Raw genomic sequence first — 16,550 nt, 5'->3', positions numbered from 1 at the left:
ACCGGCTCAAACGTGCCGGCCACCGCACCTGGCCCCAACCCACCCTCGCCGGAGCACGAGCCGTCCGCATCCGCAGACCTCAACCCGCAAGGTCGTAAAGCAACAGCATTGGGCCTAGTAGTAGTGTTTGAAGCCTAACCTTGTCTACTTTGATGGATGCTCCTGTTGCGCTGGTCGCTACGCGAGCCTACTGAACTTGACAGCATCGAGGGCTCGGGACGTATATTCACCACGTTACGTTGTCTAGGTCGATAGACGGCGCGGGGGATCGACTCGACAGTCAGCCAGTGCGTTAGAGGGTGTGATCGGTAGGCGGCTCCTCGCTCCGTCGGTGGCCGCGGGGCCTTGTGTGTCTTTGAGGGGTGTGCGGAGCGGCGCGTTGAAATCCACGGTCGCGTGGGGGAGCGCGCCATCCGTCCAAGGGGGCCCGTTGCCTGGACGGCACATCGGGGCGGAGGTAAGGCTCGGCCGGCCATCAAAGCGAAGCCATTGACCATCAAGAACGGATTCAACCGATGACCGCCTACTCAGTCCTCATGCCCTTTTTGCCTCGTCGGCCGGAACAAGTCCTGCCATACGCGGCGATGGTGCACTGGACCCACGCCGAAAGGCTGTGGCAAGGGCAGGCGCTCATGGTCGAGCCGCACCAAGGCTTCGCCTACGCCGCTGGAGCGGGCTTCCGTGTGCCCGTTGGGCTTGGCGTCACGCTCATGCCGTTGCGGCACCCGTACGAGGCTGCCCTACAGGCCCGGTCTCTGGCGATGACCACGGGGCATCCGGTGGTCGCGGGCGTCGGCCCGGGGGCACGGCCCTTTCAGCAAAGTCTGTTGGGAGAGCCCTACCGCAGCCCTCTGACGCTGGCACGTGAATACCTCACAGCGGTACGCGGACTACTCGACGGTGCGCCGGTCGACTCCGACGGAGAATACGTTTCCGGCCACATGGCTTTGCCACCCTTCCCGGCGCCCAAGGTCGAGGTGGGCCTCGGAGTGCTACGAGCGGGTATGGCCCGGCTCGCCGGGGAGGTGGCCGACGTGGCCATCACCTGGATGACACCTGCCGCCTACCTACGCGACACCGTGATCCCAGCAATGACCGAAGGGGCCGAAAAGGCCGGCCGGGGTCGGCCCAGACTGACGGCCATGGTGCCGCTGGCCCTCACCGGACCCGGCCGCGCGGCTGCCGAACTCGCCCTGGCCGGCAACGGCGCACATATGAAGGGTCCGCACTACATCGACATGCTGCGCAGGTCGGGGATCGACGTCGCCGGATCGGACGAGAAGGCCAACGCTGAGGCGCTCGTCTCCGGTGGAGCGTTCCTCTCCGGCGACCTGGATGACCTGGCCGGGCAATTGAAGGCGTACGAGGCAGCCGGCGTGGACGAGATCGTCCTCAACGTCACTGGCGTCTGCAACGTCTACGGCCCGCAGGCCGCCATGGACGAACTCAAGACCCTCCTGGCCGCGTTGGCCTGACACCGCTGCTCGGTACGGCAACACCCGTACCGAGCAGGCACATCGACTGGCGCACCCGCATCCTCCCGTGTTCTGCGCGGGCTGTGCGAGGCGATGCGCTGCACCACGAAGGGGAACCATGCCCAAGATCAAGGAGCGCCTGATGGCCTGGGCCACGGGGCGCGACAGTCAGCAGGAGACATCCGGCACCGAGCCGCAGAACGGCCGCCGCACGGTCGTCCTGGAAAGCTCCGAGCACCTCGCACAAGTCTTCGCCTCGGATGTCGTCGGTGCAGACACTCTGGTCTTCGCGCCTGAATTCTCCCAGGCCGACACCGCGGATGGCAGCGGCCCCGACGTAGCCGTCTACGGCGGTTCGGTCGGCGAGTCCGGCGCCGAGTTCTCTCTTGGCACCGACTTCTACCTGCAGGTGCAGAGCTACGGAATCAGCGGCTACATGTCGGTGATCGGCCCCACCTTGGTGCGCGTCGCTGACACGGCGGACTTCGAAGCCTACGTCGCAGATGCCGACCGGGCCCGGCAGGACGGCACGTTCCCGGAATTTCTCGCTTCCCCAGCAGTCCAACTCGCAGATCTGCCGGCGCTCGGCGCCGCGCATGCCAGCTCCGGCCCCGCGCTGCGGCTGTACGTCGCAGCCACAGGTGCCGTGTCGACCTCTCCTGGCGGCCGCCCTCTGGGTGTGGCCGGTGAGAGCGTGGCAGTATTCGAAGCCGAATGGAGCCGCGTCAACGACGATGCTGACCGGCCCTGTGCAGTCAGCCTTGGCGCGGCTGTACCCGATGAGGTCCGTACCACCGGGCTCGCGGAACGGCCCTGGCTGGGCCGCTACCTTGCGGCACTCGACGCGCTGCGAAATCTCGCCGGCCGAGCGACGACCGGCGCGTCGGTCTCAGGCTTCGGTGGCCGGTTCCTGCCGGCGCTGGCCAAGATCTCGAATCCTGCCGACGCTATGGGCACCGAGGTGCCGCTGCTGCTGTGGACCGACGAAGCAGCCTACGTATACGTAGCGAACACCAACCGGATGATGCAGCTGCGCCGGGAGGCGGCAGCGCTCGTCGAAGCGCTGCTGGTCTGCGGTTCCGTCGACGCCGCCGCAGCGCACGCCGCCCCGGAGAAGCTCCTGCAGATGGAGCGAGCCCTCGCCGACATGAGTGTGCACCTGCGCGCCCAGCCCTGCGAACGCTCCCGGGCGGGGCGGTGAGAGGACCGTGTCCGCGACCACGACGGCCCCTCCCGGCCGGGCCGGTGAACTGCTCGCGGCCCTCGGTGACCGCGCCGTCCTGCATGGCATGTACGACACCTACGGCTCGTCGGTCTACCACCACCTGGCCGCCCAGGGTGACCATGAGGTCCGCGAGCTTTTGGCTGTCATCCGGCAGCTGCCCGGCCCCGTCCTGGACCTGGCGGCCGGCTCCGGCAGGCTGACCATGCCCTTCCTGGCCCTGGGCCGCGAGGTGACGGCGCTGGAGCTGTCGCCGAGCATGCTGGGGCTGCTTACGGACCGTCTCGCCACTGGTCCTGCGGCGCTGCGGGAGCGCTGCACGGTGGTCCGGGGCGACATGAGTGACTTCTCGCTCGAGCAGCGCTTCGCAGCGGTAGTGCTCGGCACCACCTCCATTTCTCTCTTGGACGAGACCGGGCGGCCTGGCCTGTACCGCTGCGTACAGGAACACCTTGCGGAAGGCGGCCGGTTCCTGCTGTCGACCGTGGAGATGGACGCGGCACGCTCCAGTGACATCGAGGCCGAGCTGACCGTCCCCACGGGTGCGGCCACGTATCGCATGTACGAGTACTGGGCGCCCGGTGATGCCGCGCGCACCGTCACGATCTTCCCCGACGGGTTCGACGTGACCGGTGAGCAGGAGGTGCACGTGTGCACCACCACCATCGGCGTGCTGTCGGCCAACCAATTGGAGGCCGAGCTCGCGGGGGCGGGCTTCGCCGTACGGGCCCGGCATCCGCTGCCGATGGCGGGCGCTCGGCACCCGAGTGTGCTGCTGGAAGCCGAGGCCATGGCATGACGGAGACTTTCGTGAACGACGTGAGTACCGAGGAAGGCGCGACGCATCCGCTGTGGCCCTCCCTCCTGCCCCCTGGGCTGCAAGGCCGCGATGAGCTGTGCGCGGTCGCGGCGGCAGGCGTCCGGGTCCGCTTCGCCGACGGCCGGGAACTGCTGGACGGCTCCAGCGGGCTGTGGAACACCAACATCGGTTATGGCAACGCGGCCATCGCCGATGCGGCCGCTCAGGCCCTGCGGGACGCCTCGTACCTGAGTGTCTTCCGCTACGAGAATGCCTACGCCCGCCGGGCCGCGGCTGCCCTGCTTGAGGTCTGTGGCGCGGACTACTACGGGCGCGTGTTGTTCTCGACGTCCGGAGGTGCCGCCAACGACCTGGCGATGAAGGTCGCCCGGCACTACCACGCCCTGCGCGGCGAGGGGCGGCGCAAGGTCGTCGTCGGTTTGCGCGGCAGCTATCACGGCTTGACCTACGGCAGCTTCGGGCTGACCGGGGAGGACCTGGGGCAGCAGTTGTACGGCGTGGACCAGCGTTTGATTCGGCATGTGACGCCCAACGACCCCGGCGACATCGCCGAGTTGCTGCGGCGACAGGGTTCACAGGTGGCGGCGGTGGTCGTCGAACCGGTGCTGGGCAGCGGCGCGGTGCCACTGACGCGGGAGTACGTGGCCGAGCTGCTGCGGCTACGCCGTGAATACGGCTTCCTGCTGGTGGCCGATGAAGTGGCGACCGGCTTCGGCAGGACGGGTTCCTTCTTCGCTTCTCAGGAGTGGGCCGGGCAACCGGATCTGCTGATCGCGTCCAAGGGGCTGACCAACGGCACGAGCGCGGCAGCTGTCGTGGTCGCCGCCCGCTCGGTGGCAGCCGCTTTTGAGGACGACAGTGCGGTCCTCACCCACGGGGAGACGCAGGCTGGCACGCCCGTCACGTGTGCGACGATTCTCGCCACCATCTCCGAGATGCGGCGGCTGGACGCGGTCGCGATGGGCAAGCGGCTCGCCGCTCACTTGGATGCAGCGCTGGCCGAGCTCGTCGCTACTCACCCGCTGGTCGCAGCGACGACCGGGCTCGGCTGCTTCCGCTCGCTGCGGTTCTTGCGAGCTGACGGCTCACCGCTGCCGCAGCCCGAGGTGCCGGAACTGGTGGCGGCGATCCGGCAGGCGGGTGCCATCGTGCATCCCGGTGTGAACGGTGTCCAGCTCTTTCCGGCTCTGACCTACGCTGAGCACGACCTTACTGAGCTGCTGGAGTGCGTTCAGGCTGGCCTGAACGCGCATGTCGCGGGTACCGGGATGCGGCAGTGAGCAACGACACTGGTGCAGCCGCCTCCGTGTTGCATGGTTGCGCGACATTCGGTCGCTGGCTCGGGAGACGGACAGAGCGTAGAATCACCGTGCTCGTGGACTCCGCGCTGAAGGACTCGGACATCGTCACAAAGGCGCGTAGGCTGGTGGAGTCGCCGGGACGGCAGGTCGACTTCTTGGCACTGACGGGTGCGGGCGATGTGCAGAGCGTCATCGCGTTGGCCGACCAGCTTGCAGACAGCGAGCTGGTGATCGGTGTCGGGGGCGGCTCGCTGCTGGACCAGGTGAAACTGGCGACCGTGGCGCGTGATGACCGGGATGTCCGCACCCGGCTGACGGTGCCGCAGCGCAGCGGCCTGATCACCCTGCCGGAGTTCACCGGCCGCAAGACACCGCTTGTGGCGGTCCCCACCACGCTGGGCACCGGCACGGAGGTCAGCGGTGCGGCTTGCCTCGTACACCCCGGCGGCAAACGGCTGGTTCTGGGCATGGCCCTGCAGCCGGAGGTCGCGGTGCTGGACGCGGCGGCAACGGCCACCCTGCCCGGTGAACTGCTGGCGGAAGGCGTCCTGGAGGCGCTTTTCCGAGTAGTCAGCCCCTATATCGGCGACCACCGGGCTGCGCCGACCGAGGACATGCTGGTCGAGACTGTGGCCGTGCGCCTGGTGGGGCTCGGGCATGCGCTGGCAGCCGTCCGGCCTGCTGACCCATCCGGCGTCGTGGCCGACGATGCGCTGCGGCTGGAGATCGCCAAGGTCAGTGGTCACAGCCACAACGCTTGGCTGCACCACGGCCGCGACCCCTATGCAGTCAAGGGTTGGCTCCTCGCCAACGAGCTGTCGTGGACTCTGGGAGTGCGCAAGATGACTGCCGTCGCGGCCCTCCTGCCGCCTTTGTGGCAGGCGATCGCGGACGGCGAGAGCCGCCTCGGTTCGGCAGCGCGGTTGCGGCGGATGTGGGCACGCCTGCGCATGACTGGGACCCAGCCGCTCCCGGCCGATCCGGGCGCGGGCGTACGCGCCCTGATCGACGCCTGGCGCATCGAGCGTCGGCTCACCGCGGACACGGCCCTGCTGGACACCGTCGCGCAGCGGACGGTACGTACCTGGGGCGCCGGGCTGCCGATGCTCGGCGGGCTGGTGGCCGACGATGTCCGCCGCCTGCTGTCCAACGCCGTGCCCGAGTCCGGCAAATGAAGCTTCCAAGCCCTTTGCGGGGCGCGGATGACATGCAAGTCCACTGAAACACGGAAAGGAGAAGACTATGCAGAACGCGTACGCCGCCACGGCGACGGAGCAGTTGGCCTCGGTCGACCTGGAACTGGGCCTTCAGGAACTGGAGGCCATGGAAGCCCCGGACTGGTGGTCCACTGCTCTGGGAGTCGGAGCGGGCATGGGCGTCGTGTCGCTCGTCGGCTACAGCGCGGTTTCCATCGCCACCTGATGTCCCGCGGTGGACCGGGCCGCGGCCTGCTGAGTGCAATCGCGGCCCGGTCGACCGGACAGAGCAAACCACCAGGAAAGGAGGTGTGACGTGCAGGAGAACACCCTTGAAGAGACTGCAGGCTTCGACCCCTCGCTGGAGCTGGGCCTTCAAGAGCTGGAGGCCATGGAGGCCCCCGGTTTCTGGAGCGGCGCCGGCATTGTGGCCAGCGCGGTCGGCAGTTTCGTCGCGAGCACGGTGAGCGTCCTCACCTGAGGCGTGCAAGCCGGGCCGCGAAGTGCAGAAGAGGAGGTGTGACATGCAGGAGATTTCTTTCCAGGAGGCGACTGACCCGGTGCTGGAGCTGGGCCTTCAAGAGCTGGAGGCCATGGAGGCCCCCGGCTGGTGGTCGGTGGCCGTGAGCGCTGTGGGCAGCGCCGCCCTGGGCATCTCGGTCAGCGTCGCTACCTGACCAGCACCGTTTCCCGTTGAATTTTGGAACAGAAGAGGAGTGAGACATGCAGGAATACAAGTTCGAGCAGGAGCTGGAGCTTGGCCTGCAGGAGCTGGAGGCCATGGAGGCCCCCGACTTCTGGTCCGGTTTCAAGGAGGGAGCCACGATCATGCCTCGGCTCCATCGCGCTCTACAGTGCCATCTCTGTAGCCACCTGAGCCGTTCCCACACGGTGCAACGCGCGGTCCATCCTGAGGGCCCGTGCGATGAAAGTTTGACACCGGGTTCCGCGGCAATGACGTTCGTTGCCGCGGAACCCCGCAAGCACTGAACGCGAGAAGCAAGGACTCGACATGAGCGAAAACCAGAATTTCCAGCAAGCCAATGTGAAACTCTCCATTGCGTCCATGATCCTCGTGTTGGTGCTTGTGGCCGGCAACGCTGTATTCAGCGGCCTTGCCCAGTGGATTTTCCTGGGCGTGACTGCCGTGGCCATCATCGGCTGTTCCGCCCGCATCGTCGCGAACATTCACGCTGAGCGCCGATGAGCGGCGACAACGTAATAGAACTCCGGGGCCTGACCAAGCAGTTCGGTGCCGTGAAAGCAGTGGAGGACGTCTCCCTCAACGTTCGCTCCGGTCGGGTCGTGGGCCTGCTCGGCCGCAATGGTGCGGGGAAGACAACCACCCTGCGCATGCTGCTGGGCTTGATGCGGCCCACGTCGGGCACGGCCACCGTCTTCGGCCACCGTTACCAGGACCTGCCGCGCGCCGCACACCGTATCGGCGTCAGCATGGATGGCATCAATCCGCTGCCGGGCACCACTGCCCGCCGCGAACTGGGTATCTGGGCCCGCGCTCTGGGGCTGCCGACCTCACGCGCGGACGAGGTGCTCGGCCGGGTCGGACTGGACGACCGGGCCGACCGCGCGGTCAAGGGCTACTCGACGGGCATGAAGCAGCGCCTCTCCCTGGCCACCGCACTGCTGCCCGACGCCGAGCTGCTGGTGCTCGACGAGCCCGCCAATGGTCTCGACCCAGACGGCATCCGCTGGCTGCGCATGACGTTGCGCTCGCTGGCAGAAGAAGGGCGCACCGTTCTGGTCTCGAGCCACCTGCTGGCTGAGATCGAGCAAACCGTGGACGACGTGGTCATCGTGCAGCGCACTGTGCGGTATGCGGGCCCCTTGAGCGAGCTCACCTCTGAGGGCGCAGAGAGTTTGGAGGATCGCTTCTTCTCGCTGGTCGGCTCCTCGCCGGGCACCACGACAGGCGCGACCGCAAGGGGGCGGGTCGATGCGTGACCTGCTTTCCGCCGAGTGGATGAAGGCATGGGTTGGCCGCACCTGGCTCGTCCTCGCCGGCTCCGGGGCTTTCATGTCACTGCTCGCCTCTCTGGGATACGCCAGTGAGCCCGACAAGAAGATCACCGAGCAGCACATGGGCCTCACCACCATCACCAACGACTCGGTGCGTGCGTGGATGATGACGTTTCTGTTCGCGGCGCTCTTCGGCGCGATTTTCGTCACCCGCGAGTACACTTCCGGCACCATCGGCCGTTCGGTCCTGCTCGGTGGTACCCGCTCCCGCCTGTTCGCCGCCAAGGCGCTGGTGGGTACGGCGATCGGTGCCTTGTCAGGGCTGCTCGCCGTCGCTTTGGCGCTTGGCGTCACCTGGGGCACGCTGGCCACTTCCGGTCACGATCCAGCGATCACCCGGGAGACGTGGCTGATCGCTGCAGGCGTCTTCGCCTGCAACGTGCTCGCCGGGCCCTGGGGCGTCCTCCTCGGCTGGATCATCCGGCACCAGGTCGGTGCGGTGGTGGCGCTGATCGCCCTCACACTGCTCGTCGATCCAGCCCTGGTGCGGCTGATTCCCGAGGTCGGCAAGTTCCTGATGACCATCGCCATGAGTTCGGTGTACCGCGATGACAAGCCAGAACTGCTCTCGGAACCTGTCGCTTTCCTGGTCATCGGCGGCTGGCTGGCGATCGCCTGGTTCGGCGCCCGCAAGCTGTTCCTCACCCGCGACATCACGTAAGGCCGGCCCAGCCATGTCCTACAGAAACGCAACCGCGACCCGCGAGCCGTCCCCCGCTGCGCTGGCCCGGCCACGCATCGCCGATGACGTGACCGTCCACACGCCGGACAAAGAAGGCGCGCCCTGGGTCATCCAGCGCGGCCGGCACCAGTACTTCCGGGTCCAGGCCGACTTGGCACGGCTCGCGCGCACCGTGGACGGCACGCGCGACCACGCGGGGCTCGCCGAGGTTCTGGGGCCACCGTGGACTCCGGATGTCGTGGGCCTCGCGGTGCGGAAACTGGCGGACTCCCGGCTGCTGCACGATGGAGGTACAGGACGCAAGCGGAAGGAGCGGGGTACTTGGATCCGCTTTGTCCCGCCCCTGACCTTGCAGTTCACCATTCTCAAGCCGGAGCGTGTCCTGCGCCGGCTGACGCCCCTGATCAGGGCTCTGGCCCACCGGGCCGCAGCCGTGGGGGCGGCGGTGGCCGTCCTGGGCGGCTTGCTGGCCCTGGCCGCCCAGGGCAGCGAGCTGCATACCGCACTCAGCCAGCCGCTGCCGATCACCGTCTACCTCGCCGTGGCTTGCGCGATGCTTGCCACCACGTTCGTGCACGAGATGGGCCACGGCGCGGTGCTCACCTACTACGGTGGCCGCCCGAGCCGCATGGGCGTGATGCTGTTCTACCTCTCCCCAGCCTTCTTCTGCGACGTCTCCGACGGCTGGCGGCTGCCGGACAAGGCGCATCGTGTGCGCGTGGCGCTGGCCGGCATCACTACACAGGCGGTGATTGCGGGTGGTACGGGTATCGCAACCCTGTTCGTGGGTAATGCCTCGATCCATGCTGGCCTGCTCGTTTTCACCGTGTCCACGTATGTGTCCGGTCTGCTGAACTTGCTGCCCTTCATCAAACTCGACGGCTACATCGCATTGATGAGCCACCTGGACCTGCCGCATCTGCGGGACCGCGCCATGACCGACGGTCGCCGCTTCATCGCCAAGGTTCTCTTCGGCGGCCGCTACAGCCGGGAACTGCCCCAGCTGCCCTGGTCGGTCATCTATGGCCTGGCCTGCCTGGCCTTCCCGTTCTACATCGTCATCAGCGCCATGAGGTTGTGGGCCGACACCGTGCAGCGCCTCGGCCCGATCGGCGCCTCGCTCATGCTGTTCGGCATCGGCTACTTCCTGTATCACCTCGCCCGCGGCTTCAAGCGGCTGCTCGGCGAGGCACGCGCGGCGGGCGCCCGCGCATGGCGTATGTGCGCTGCTACGGTGCTCACCCTCGCCGCCGTGAGCGCGCTGCTATTGTGGGTAAGGTTGCCTTACACCGTTTCCGGCGGCTACGTCCGCAACTCCGGGAGCGAGCTGAACCTGGTGCTGCCCTCCTCCGCCGACCGTTCCGCTATCGAGGAGGGCACGACCGTAGATCTGTTCCGCTCCGGATTGGCCGCTAAAGCGAAAATGGGCACCGCCGTGGTGGCCGACGCCCAGGGGAAGAACACCACCGCGCCGCTGTCTGCCTTCCTGCCTGTACAAACCGACAGCCTGCCGCAGCCGGTTATGAGCTACCGGCTCACCGGGACCGATGCCCCGGCCGACCGGGTCGGCACGGCCGCTGTGAATGCCGGGAAGCTGCCGCTGTGGAACTGGCTCTACAGCGAATGCGTAGCACCGGCCTGGCGCTGGTGACCTAGCCGCACATCTGCCCACCACCTGCGGCCACTGCTCGACCAGGGAACTTCATCACCATGCTTCAGCACCTGATCTATTGCCAGCCCGATGGGCTGTTCTACGACAAGCCCGCTGTCAGCGAAGACTCCGCCACTGATGCCTTCGGCGAGGCCTTCGCCACTGTGCCGGAGCACTGGCGGCGCGAATTCAACGCCGACTGGGCCGTCATGATTCCCCCGGCCGTGGATCTTCCCCTCCAGGGCTGGAAGATCCACGTCTCCGCCACCATGGAGAATGCCAGGGCGGCCCTGGAGACTGTGTGGAACTACTGCGTACCGCGCGAAGTGACCTTCAAGTACCTACGCGACACCCGGGTGATGTTCCGCCGCAACAACAAGTACGGCGACCGCAGCGCCAGCGGAAAGTTCATCACCGTCTACCCCCTCGACGACGAGCACTTGGCGACGCTGCTGCAGGAACTGGGCGACCTCCTTGACGGCAGCAAGGGCCCGTACATCCTCAGCGACCTGCGTTGGCGTGCCGGCTGCCCGCTGTACGTACGCTACGGCGGGTTCATCGAGCGGACCATCCGCAACGAGACCGGCGCGCTGGTGGACTGCATCAGCGACCCCGACGGCAATCTCGTGCCCGACCACCGCGGCCCGAGTTTCCGGCCGCCCGCCTGGGCACCGATGCCCGCATGCCTCACTGATTCCCTCGCCGCCCGCAACGCGGGCACACTGCGCGATTTCCCCTTCCGCGCTACCAGGGCACTGCACTTCTCCAACGGCGGCGGCGTGTACGAGGCGACCGACACCCGTGACGGCTCTACCGTGCTGCTCAAAGAAGCCCGCCCGCTGGCCGGCCTGGACGACACCGGCGCGGACGCCGTGGCCCGACTGGAGCGCGAGCACTGGGCGCTGGAGCGCCTCGCCGGCCTGCCCCGCACCCCCCGCCTCATCGATTACCGCATCGGCAGCGAGCACTACTTCCTGACGCGCGAATACGTGGCGGGCAGCGGGCTGTTCAAGGAGATGGAAAAGCGCAACCCGCTGCTCAACCAAGAACTACCGGCTGACGAGGCCACCCCATACGCGCGGTGGGCCCTGCGCATCCTGGACGAGATCGAAGCCGGCGTACAGGAGATGCACGAACGCGGCGTCGTCTTCGGAGACCTGCATCCGAGCAACGTGCTGGTCCGCGATGACGACAGCATCGCATTCATCGATTACGAAGCGAGCAGCGAGGCGCGGGCCGACGCTCGGCAGTCCATCGGCGCACCCGGCTTCCGCGCCCCCACCGACTACTGCGGACCTGCCGTTGACCGCTACGCCCTGGGCTGCCTGCGCCTGGCACTGTTCGTACCGATGACAGTCGTGATTCCTTGGTCGACACGAAAGGTCGATCAGCTCATCGATGTCGCCCGCCGCCACTTCCCCCTGCCCGAAGACTTCGCTGACCGCGTCTGGGACGACCTCGGCCCCGGTGTCCGCCGGAAGAGCTCAGCCTCTGCATCCGCCCTGCCTGCGGAGCAGTCCTGGAACCCGTCACGTCTGTCGGCTGTGCGCCGTTCGATCGCCGACGGCATCGTGGCCTGTGCCACCCCAGACCGTAAGGACCGTCTTTATCCCGGTGACATCCAGCAGTTTCTCGTGCCCCAGGGCGGCGTGACCTTCGCGTACGGTGCGGCGGGCGTGCTGTGGGCACTGGCTGAGGCCGGTACGCAGGCACCGGCCGAGCACACCGAGTGGCTGCTGTGGGCCGCCAGCAACCTCAACGAGCCTCGGCCCGGCTTCCATGACGGCCTTGCCGGCATCGCGTACGCCCTGGACCGCCTCGGCCGTACGGAGGAGGCACGCGAGTTGCTTGGCCGAATATCCGGCACGGATCTCGACGCGGCCGACGCCACCTTCCACAGCGGCTTGCCCGGCATTGGCCTCACTCTGCTTCATTTCGCCGCCCGCACCGGCGACCAGATGCTGCTGGATAAAGCCGTCGGCATCGCCGACCGTCTCGTCGACCAGGACGGCCCGGCCATGTCCGGACGGCCCCGGCCCGGCTTGCTGCACGGCCTCGCGGGCGCTGCCCTCTTCCTGCTGCGCCTGTACGAGAAGACGAGGGACGACAAGCAATTGCACCACGCCGTGGAGGCGCTGCGGCGTGACCTCGCCGACATCGGTCACCCGGGCCGGCCCGCCGGCGATGATGCGCCCTGGCGCTCACCGTTGCTCGCTGCGGGCAGCGCAGGCTTGGGCATGGTTCTCCACGACGCCCTCGGCCACCGGTCCGATCCTGAGCTTGCAGCGGCCCGTGACGCGATCCGCCGCGTGCTGAAGCCGCGCTTCACGCAGCACGTTGGCCTCTTTCATGGCCGGGCCGGTACGGCTCTCGCTCTCGCGCACATGCGCAACGGCGACCCGGAGGGCGACGCCGCACTGATGCGGCACACAAGCGCCTTCTCGTGGCACTCCCACCTGCTCGACGGACGCCTCACCTTCTTCGGCGACCAGTCGTTGCGGCTGTCCGCCGACCTCGCCACCGGCGCCGCCGGCGTCCTGCTCGCCATCTGCGCAGTGCAGGCGGGCGGGGCTGCGGGCCTGCCCTTCTTCCGCCCGACCCGGGAGTGCTGACATGGCGCGGCCCTTCTCCCCCCTGGTGTCGGTGATCTGTCCTACCTACAACCGTTCCGACGCCATTGTGCGCACCATCGCCTCGGTCCGGAACCAGTCGGTGACCGACTGGGAGCTCCTGGTCATGTCGGATGGCTGCACGGACGACACGGAGGACTGGGTGCGCGCCGCGGCAAGCGAGGACGGGCGTATCCGCCTCGTGCGCACCGCGCGGTACGGGCATCCCAGCGGTCCTCGCAACGAGGGTCTCGCCCAGGCGCGGGGCGAGTACACCGCCTACATCGATCACGACGACGTGTGGCGCGAGAACCACCTCGACGTGGTGCTCTCCCTCTTCGAGGAGGGTGGCGAGATCGTCGCGACCGGTTTCCGGTGCCGCAACCGGCAAGGCGAGGTGACCTCCTCCTCCGACGCGTTCGGGCTGTGCTGGCACCCCGAACTACAGCTGCTCGGTCCCATATTCGAGCCGTCGCGCGTGGCCCATCGCAGCGGGCTGGCCGAGCGGGTCGGCGGCTGGCGGGCCGGCTACGGCCTGGAGGACTGGGATCTGTGGCTCCGCCTGGCCGACGCCGGCGCCCTCTTCACCACAGCGCAGGACCGCACCACCGAGCTCTTCGACGACCCCGGCACCCGCCGCTTCGCCACGCCGTTGCGGCATCGGATGCCGGTGGCAGCCTTCGACGATCCGCGCCGGGCCCACGCAGTCATGACGGAACTGCGGGACGAACGACACGAGGCTGCCTTCCGCGCCGCGGCGGAAGCGGACACGCGCGCCTGGATCGCTCGATTGCGTACGACCGATCAGTTCACCATGCCGAGAGGCTGGGACGGCGACCTCGACGCGGCCATCACGAAGGCTGCCACCAAGGCGCCGCCACCGTGGCCCGACCTGGAGCTCGTCCCGGATAGCGGCCGCTACCTAGTGGCACAGCGACTGTGGTGCTCCACCGCCGAACACGCCGAACGCATCACGGAACTGACGCGGCGCACCCAGCGTGAGCAGTTCGCACTGGTGGAAGCCATCGTGCGCACGTCGGGTGGAACCGCCGCCGTCCCTTCGGGAAGCGGCGCGCGGTGAAGGCCCTCGTCCTGGCCGGCGGCACCGGCAGCCGACTACGGCCCATCACCCACACCGCCGCCAAGCAACTCGTTCCGGTCGCCAACAAACCGGTGCTGTTCTACGGCATCGGGTCGATCGTGGAAGCGGGCATCACCGACATTGGTGTGATCGTCGGCGACACCGCCGCCGAGATTCGTGCAGCACTCGGCGACGGGACGCGTTTCGGCGCCCATGTCACATACCTGCACCAGAAACGCCCCTTGGGGCTGGCGCACGCCGTCTCGGTGGCCCGCGATTGGCTGGGGGAGGACGACTTCGTGATGTACCTCGGCGACAACTTCATCGTCGGCGGGATCACCGGCTTCGTCGAAAGCTTCCGTAAGCGGCGCCCGACCGCAGGGTTGCTGCTGACGACGGTGGACAACCCCGGCGCCTTCGGGGTCGCCGAACTCGGCCCGGACGGCGAGGTGGCGCGGCTGGAGGAGAAGCCGAGCGCACCCCGCAGCAACCTTGCTCTCGTAGGGGTGTACTTCTTCACCAGCGCCGTGCACACCGCCGTGGCCGGCCTCAATCCTTCGGCACGCGGTGAACTGGAGATCACCGAAGCAATCCAAAGACTGATCGACGAGGGGCGGACCGTCCGCGCCACAAAGATCACCGGCTACTGGAAGGACACCGGCAACGTCCACGACATGCTGGAGGTCAACCGTTCGGTGCTGGAGATGCTGGAGCAGGCCGTCGAGGGCGAGGCCGACGAGGCCAGCCGCATCATCGGCAGGGTCCGTATCGAGCGCGGCGCATGCGTCGAGCGGTCCCGCATCGTGGGCCCCGCGATCATCGGCGCTGGTACAGTCGTTCGCGACTCCCGTGTCGGCCCCTTCGCCTCGATCAGCGAAGACTGCACGATCGACGGGACCGAAGTGGAATCGTCGATCATCCTGCAGGGTGCCAGCATCGTGAGAGCAGGGCGGATTGAGGACTCCCTCATCGGCCGGTCCGTGCGCATCACGGGCGCCGACGAGGCGCCCCGCGGACACCGCCTGGTCCTCGGCGACCACAGCCAGATCCAAATCGCTGCCTGAGCTCCTGCCTACGCCACGCCCCCTGCGCAATACCCGGAAGACCTCGATGAGACTGCTTGTTACCGGTGGGGCCGGATTCATCGGCTCCCACTTCGTCCACGGGCTGCTGGCCGACCCGGCTGGCTCCGCTACCGTCACGGTCCTGGACGCATTGACTTACGCTGGCAACCGCGCCAACCTTCCCGGGGCGGGGCAGGAGCCACGCCTGGAATTCATACACGGCGACATCCGCGACGCGGAACTCGTCCGGCAATTGATGGCCTGTCACGACGCTGTGGTGCACTTTGCCGCCGAGTCGCACGTCGACCGGTCCATCCTTGACGGCACCGAGTTCGTCTCCACCAATGTCCTGGGGACTCAGACACTGCTGGAAGCGGCGCTGCGAGCCGGTACCAGCCTCTTTGTGCAGGTATCCACTGACGAGGTGTACGGCTCGATCGCTGCCGGATCGTGGACCGAGGAACAGCCTCTCGCCCCCAGCTCCCCTTATTCGGCTTCCAAGGCGGCGGCCGATCTGATGGCACTGGCCTACCACCGTACTCACGGACTGGACGTACGGATCACCCGCTGCTCCAACAACTACGGGCCCCGTCAGTACCCGGAGAAGCTAATTCCCCTCTTCACCAGCCGCATCCTCGACGGGCAGACCGTGCCCCTCTACGGCGACGGGGGCCACGTCCGCGACTGGCTGCACGTTGAAGACCACTGCCGTGCCATTCGCCTCGTCCTCGACGGCGGTCGGCCGGGCGAGATCTACAACATCGGCGGCGGCACAGAACTCACCAACAAAGAACTCACCGGTCGGCTTCTGGTCGCCTGCGGCGCCCACTGGGACAGCGTGGAACACGTCTCGGACCGCAGGGGCCACGACACGCGCTACTCCGTCGACTGGTCGAAGATCCGACTAGGGCCTGTGTGATGTCGTGATCATTCGGTGGTCTTGATCAGGTCGTCGATCCAGATCATTGCGGCACGCAGGTGGAGGCCGGCGAGGTAGCTCTCGGGTGTCTTGTCGCAGCGGGTGGCGATGCCGCGCCAGGCTTTCAGCTTGTTGATCAGTCGCTCGACCGTGTTTCGTTCCTTGTAGAGGTCGGCGTCGTGGCTGAAGGGTCGGCCGCCTCGCGCGCCCTTCTTCTTGCGGTTGGCGGCCTGGTCCCGCTTTTCCGGGATGACTGCCTTGATGCCGCGTCTGCGCAGGTAGCAACGGCTGCCGCGGGACGAGTAGGCCTAATGGGAAGTGAAGGCCGGTGGTAGCTGATTCAGGGGCGCGAGCTGAGCCTTTGAGTATGCCCGGGCCTGAGAGCCCTGTTGACAAGTCGAGGCCGGCTCGCGCCCAGCAGTCTGGTCAGAAGTGTGCGGAATCAGGTGCGGTTCGTGCTGCCAGGGCACCGAAAGGATGCCGTTCCTGCGGG

Annotated in this window: 17 protein-coding genes and 1 pseudogene; 17 read left to right on the top strand and 1 reads right to left on the bottom strand. The window is 67.5% G+C overall.

Features of this window, described 5'->3' with window-relative positions; all coding sequences use genetic code 11:
• Positions 1-515: 515 nt before the first annotated feature.
• The 17 genes from ACZ4QV_RS41915 (at position 516) to rfbB (ending at position 16,057) form a co-directional block, all read left to right on the top strand.
• On the top strand, positions 516-1,475 hold the full coding sequence (locus ACZ4QV_RS41915) for an LLM class flavin-dependent oxidoreductase (protein WP_361592090.1): 960 nt from the start codon (positions 516-518) through the stop codon (positions 1,473-1,475).
• A 118-nt stretch (positions 1,476-1,593) separates the two neighbouring features.
• Positions 1,594-2,676 carry a daptide biosynthesis RiPP recognition protein gene (gene mpaB / locus ACZ4QV_RS41910; protein WP_467764504.1) on the top strand — a complete coding sequence of 361 codons (1,083 nt, stop codon included), beginning with the start codon at positions 1,594-1,596 and terminating at the stop codon, positions 2,674-2,676.
• 7 nt (positions 2,677-2,683) lie between these two features.
• Positions 2,684-3,496, top strand: coding sequence for a daptide-type RiPP biosynthesis methyltransferase (gene mpaM / locus ACZ4QV_RS41905; RefSeq protein ID WP_361592094.1), 813 nt, complete (start codon positions 2,684-2,686; stop codon positions 3,494-3,496).
• Between the two features lie 11 nt (positions 3,497-3,507).
• Positions 3,508-4,797: a daptide-type RiPP biosynthesis aminotransferase gene (gene mpaD / locus ACZ4QV_RS41900; protein ID WP_361592096.1), complete on the top strand. Its 1,290-nt coding sequence runs from the start codon at positions 3,508-3,510 to the stop codon at positions 4,795-4,797.
• Positions 4,743-5,993, top strand: coding sequence for a daptide-type RiPP biosynthesis dehydogenase (mpaC, locus tag ACZ4QV_RS41895; RefSeq protein WP_467764503.1), 1,251 nt, complete (start codon positions 4,743-4,745; stop codon positions 5,991-5,993). The genes mpaD and mpaC overlap by 55 nt, the downstream gene beginning before the upstream one ends.
• Before the next feature lie 67 nt (positions 5,994-6,060).
• Positions 6,061-6,240 carry a daptide-type RiPP gene (locus ACZ4QV_RS41890; RefSeq protein WP_053803084.1) on the top strand — a complete coding sequence of 60 codons (180 nt, stop codon included), beginning with the start codon at positions 6,061-6,063 and terminating at the stop codon, positions 6,238-6,240.
• Between the two features lie 90 nt (positions 6,241-6,330).
• Complete coding sequence (locus tag ACZ4QV_RS41885; RefSeq protein ID WP_361592098.1) at positions 6,331-6,495, top strand: daptide-type RiPP; 165 nt, start codon at positions 6,331-6,333, stop codon at positions 6,493-6,495.
• Between the two features lie 43 nt (positions 6,496-6,538).
• Complete coding sequence (locus ACZ4QV_RS41880; protein ID WP_361592100.1) at positions 6,539-6,691, top strand: daptide-type RiPP; 153 nt, start codon at positions 6,539-6,541, stop codon at positions 6,689-6,691.
• 46 nt (positions 6,692-6,737) lie between these two features.
• Positions 6,738-7,004 (top strand): daptide-type RiPP, encoded by a 267-nt coding sequence (locus ACZ4QV_RS41875; RefSeq protein WP_467764502.1) that lies wholly within the window; start codon positions 6,738-6,740, stop codon positions 7,002-7,004.
• A 22-nt stretch (positions 7,005-7,026) separates the two neighbouring features.
• The gene (locus ACZ4QV_RS41870) at positions 7,027-7,221 is read left to right on the top strand and encodes a hypothetical protein (RefSeq protein ID WP_361592104.1); all 195 of its coding nucleotides are present in this window, start codon (positions 7,027-7,029) and stop codon (positions 7,219-7,221) included.
• Positions 7,218-7,976, top strand: coding sequence for an ABC transporter ATP-binding protein (locus ACZ4QV_RS41865; protein ID WP_467764501.1), 759 nt, complete (start codon positions 7,218-7,220; stop codon positions 7,974-7,976). The genes ACZ4QV_RS41870 and ACZ4QV_RS41865 overlap by 4 nt, the downstream gene beginning before the upstream one ends.
• On the top strand, positions 7,969-8,712 hold the full coding sequence (locus tag ACZ4QV_RS41860) for an ABC transporter permease (RefSeq protein WP_361592108.1): 744 nt from the start codon (positions 7,969-7,971) through the stop codon (positions 8,710-8,712). The genes ACZ4QV_RS41865 and ACZ4QV_RS41860 overlap by 8 nt, the downstream gene beginning before the upstream one ends.
• Before the next feature lie 13 nt (positions 8,713-8,725).
• Positions 8,726-10,384 (top strand): daptide biosynthesis intramembrane metalloprotease, encoded by a 1,659-nt coding sequence (mpaP, locus tag ACZ4QV_RS41855; protein WP_467764500.1) that lies wholly within the window; start codon positions 8,726-8,728, stop codon positions 10,382-10,384.
• Positions 10,385-10,443: 59 nt separating this feature from the next.
• Positions 10,444-12,996, top strand: a complete 2,553-nt coding sequence (lanKC, locus tag ACZ4QV_RS41850) for a class III lanthionine synthetase LanKC (RefSeq protein ID WP_467764499.1) — start codon at positions 10,444-10,446, stop codon at positions 12,994-12,996.
• A 1-nt stretch (position 12,997) separates the two neighbouring features.
• Positions 12,998-14,074: a glycosyltransferase family 2 protein gene (locus tag ACZ4QV_RS41845; RefSeq protein WP_467764498.1), complete on the top strand. Its 1,077-nt coding sequence runs from the start codon at positions 12,998-13,000 to the stop codon at positions 14,072-14,074.
• Positions 14,071-15,138, top strand: coding sequence for a glucose-1-phosphate thymidylyltransferase (locus ACZ4QV_RS41840; protein WP_467764497.1), 1,068 nt, complete (start codon positions 14,071-14,073; stop codon positions 15,136-15,138). The genes ACZ4QV_RS41845 and ACZ4QV_RS41840 overlap by 4 nt, the downstream gene beginning before the upstream one ends.
• A 46-nt stretch (positions 15,139-15,184) precedes the next feature.
• Positions 15,185-16,057, top strand: coding sequence for a dTDP-glucose 4,6-dehydratase (gene rfbB, locus ACZ4QV_RS41835; RefSeq protein WP_467764496.1), 873 nt, complete (start codon positions 15,185-15,187; stop codon positions 16,055-16,057).
• An 8-nt stretch (positions 16,058-16,065) separates the two neighbouring features.
• On the opposite strand, the pseudogene ACZ4QV_RS41830 reads toward rfbB, so the two are convergent.
• A pseudogene (locus tag ACZ4QV_RS41830) lies at positions 16,066-16,365 on the bottom strand (IS5/IS1182 family transposase); the annotation flags it as partial.
• Positions 16,366-16,550 lie beyond the last annotated feature (185 nt).

The sequence above is a fragment of the Streptomyces sp. NPDC026394 genome, from assembly GCF_055567735.1.
Note: the sequence above shows the minus strand (reverse complement) of the source record. Positions and strands in the feature narration are given on the sequence as shown.

Bases quoted from the DNA above. Each gene is read 5' to 3' on its own strand.
- ACZ4QV_RS41915 (WP_361592090.1), top strand. From the start codon at position 516: ATGACCGCCTACTCAGTCCTCATGCCCTTTTTGCCTCGTCGGCCGGAA.
- mpaB (WP_467764504.1), top strand. From the start codon at position 1,594: ATGCCCAAGATCAAGGAGCGCCTGATGGCCTGGGCCACGGGGCGCGAC.
- ACZ4QV_RS41890 (WP_053803084.1), top strand. From the start codon at position 6,061: ATGCAGAACGCGTACGCCGCCACGGCGACGGAGCAGTTGGCCTCGGTC.
- ACZ4QV_RS41880 (WP_361592100.1), top strand. From the start codon at position 6,539: ATGCAGGAGATTTCTTTCCAGGAGGCGACTGACCCGGTGCTGGAGCTG.
- ACZ4QV_RS41875 (WP_467764502.1), top strand. From the start codon at position 6,738: ATGCAGGAATACAAGTTCGAGCAGGAGCTGGAGCTTGGCCTGCAGGAG.
- ACZ4QV_RS41870 (WP_361592104.1), top strand. From the start codon at position 7,027: ATGAGCGAAAACCAGAATTTCCAGCAAGCCAATGTGAAACTCTCCATT.
- ACZ4QV_RS41865 (WP_467764501.1), top strand. From the start codon at position 7,218: ATGAGCGGCGACAACGTAATAGAACTCCGGGGCCTGACCAAGCAGTTC.
- ACZ4QV_RS41860 (WP_361592108.1), top strand. From the start codon at position 7,969: ATGCGTGACCTGCTTTCCGCCGAGTGGATGAAGGCATGGGTTGGCCGC.
- mpaP (WP_467764500.1), top strand. From the start codon at position 8,726: ATGTCCTACAGAAACGCAACCGCGACCCGCGAGCCGTCCCCCGCTGCG.
- lanKC (WP_467764499.1), top strand. From the start codon at position 10,444: ATGCTTCAGCACCTGATCTATTGCCAGCCCGATGGGCTGTTCTACGAC.
- ACZ4QV_RS41845 (WP_467764498.1), top strand. From the start codon at position 12,998: ATGGCGCGGCCCTTCTCCCCCCTGGTGTCGGTGATCTGTCCTACCTAC.
- rfbB (WP_467764496.1), top strand. From the start codon at position 15,185: ATGAGACTGCTTGTTACCGGTGGGGCCGGATTCATCGGCTCCCACTTC.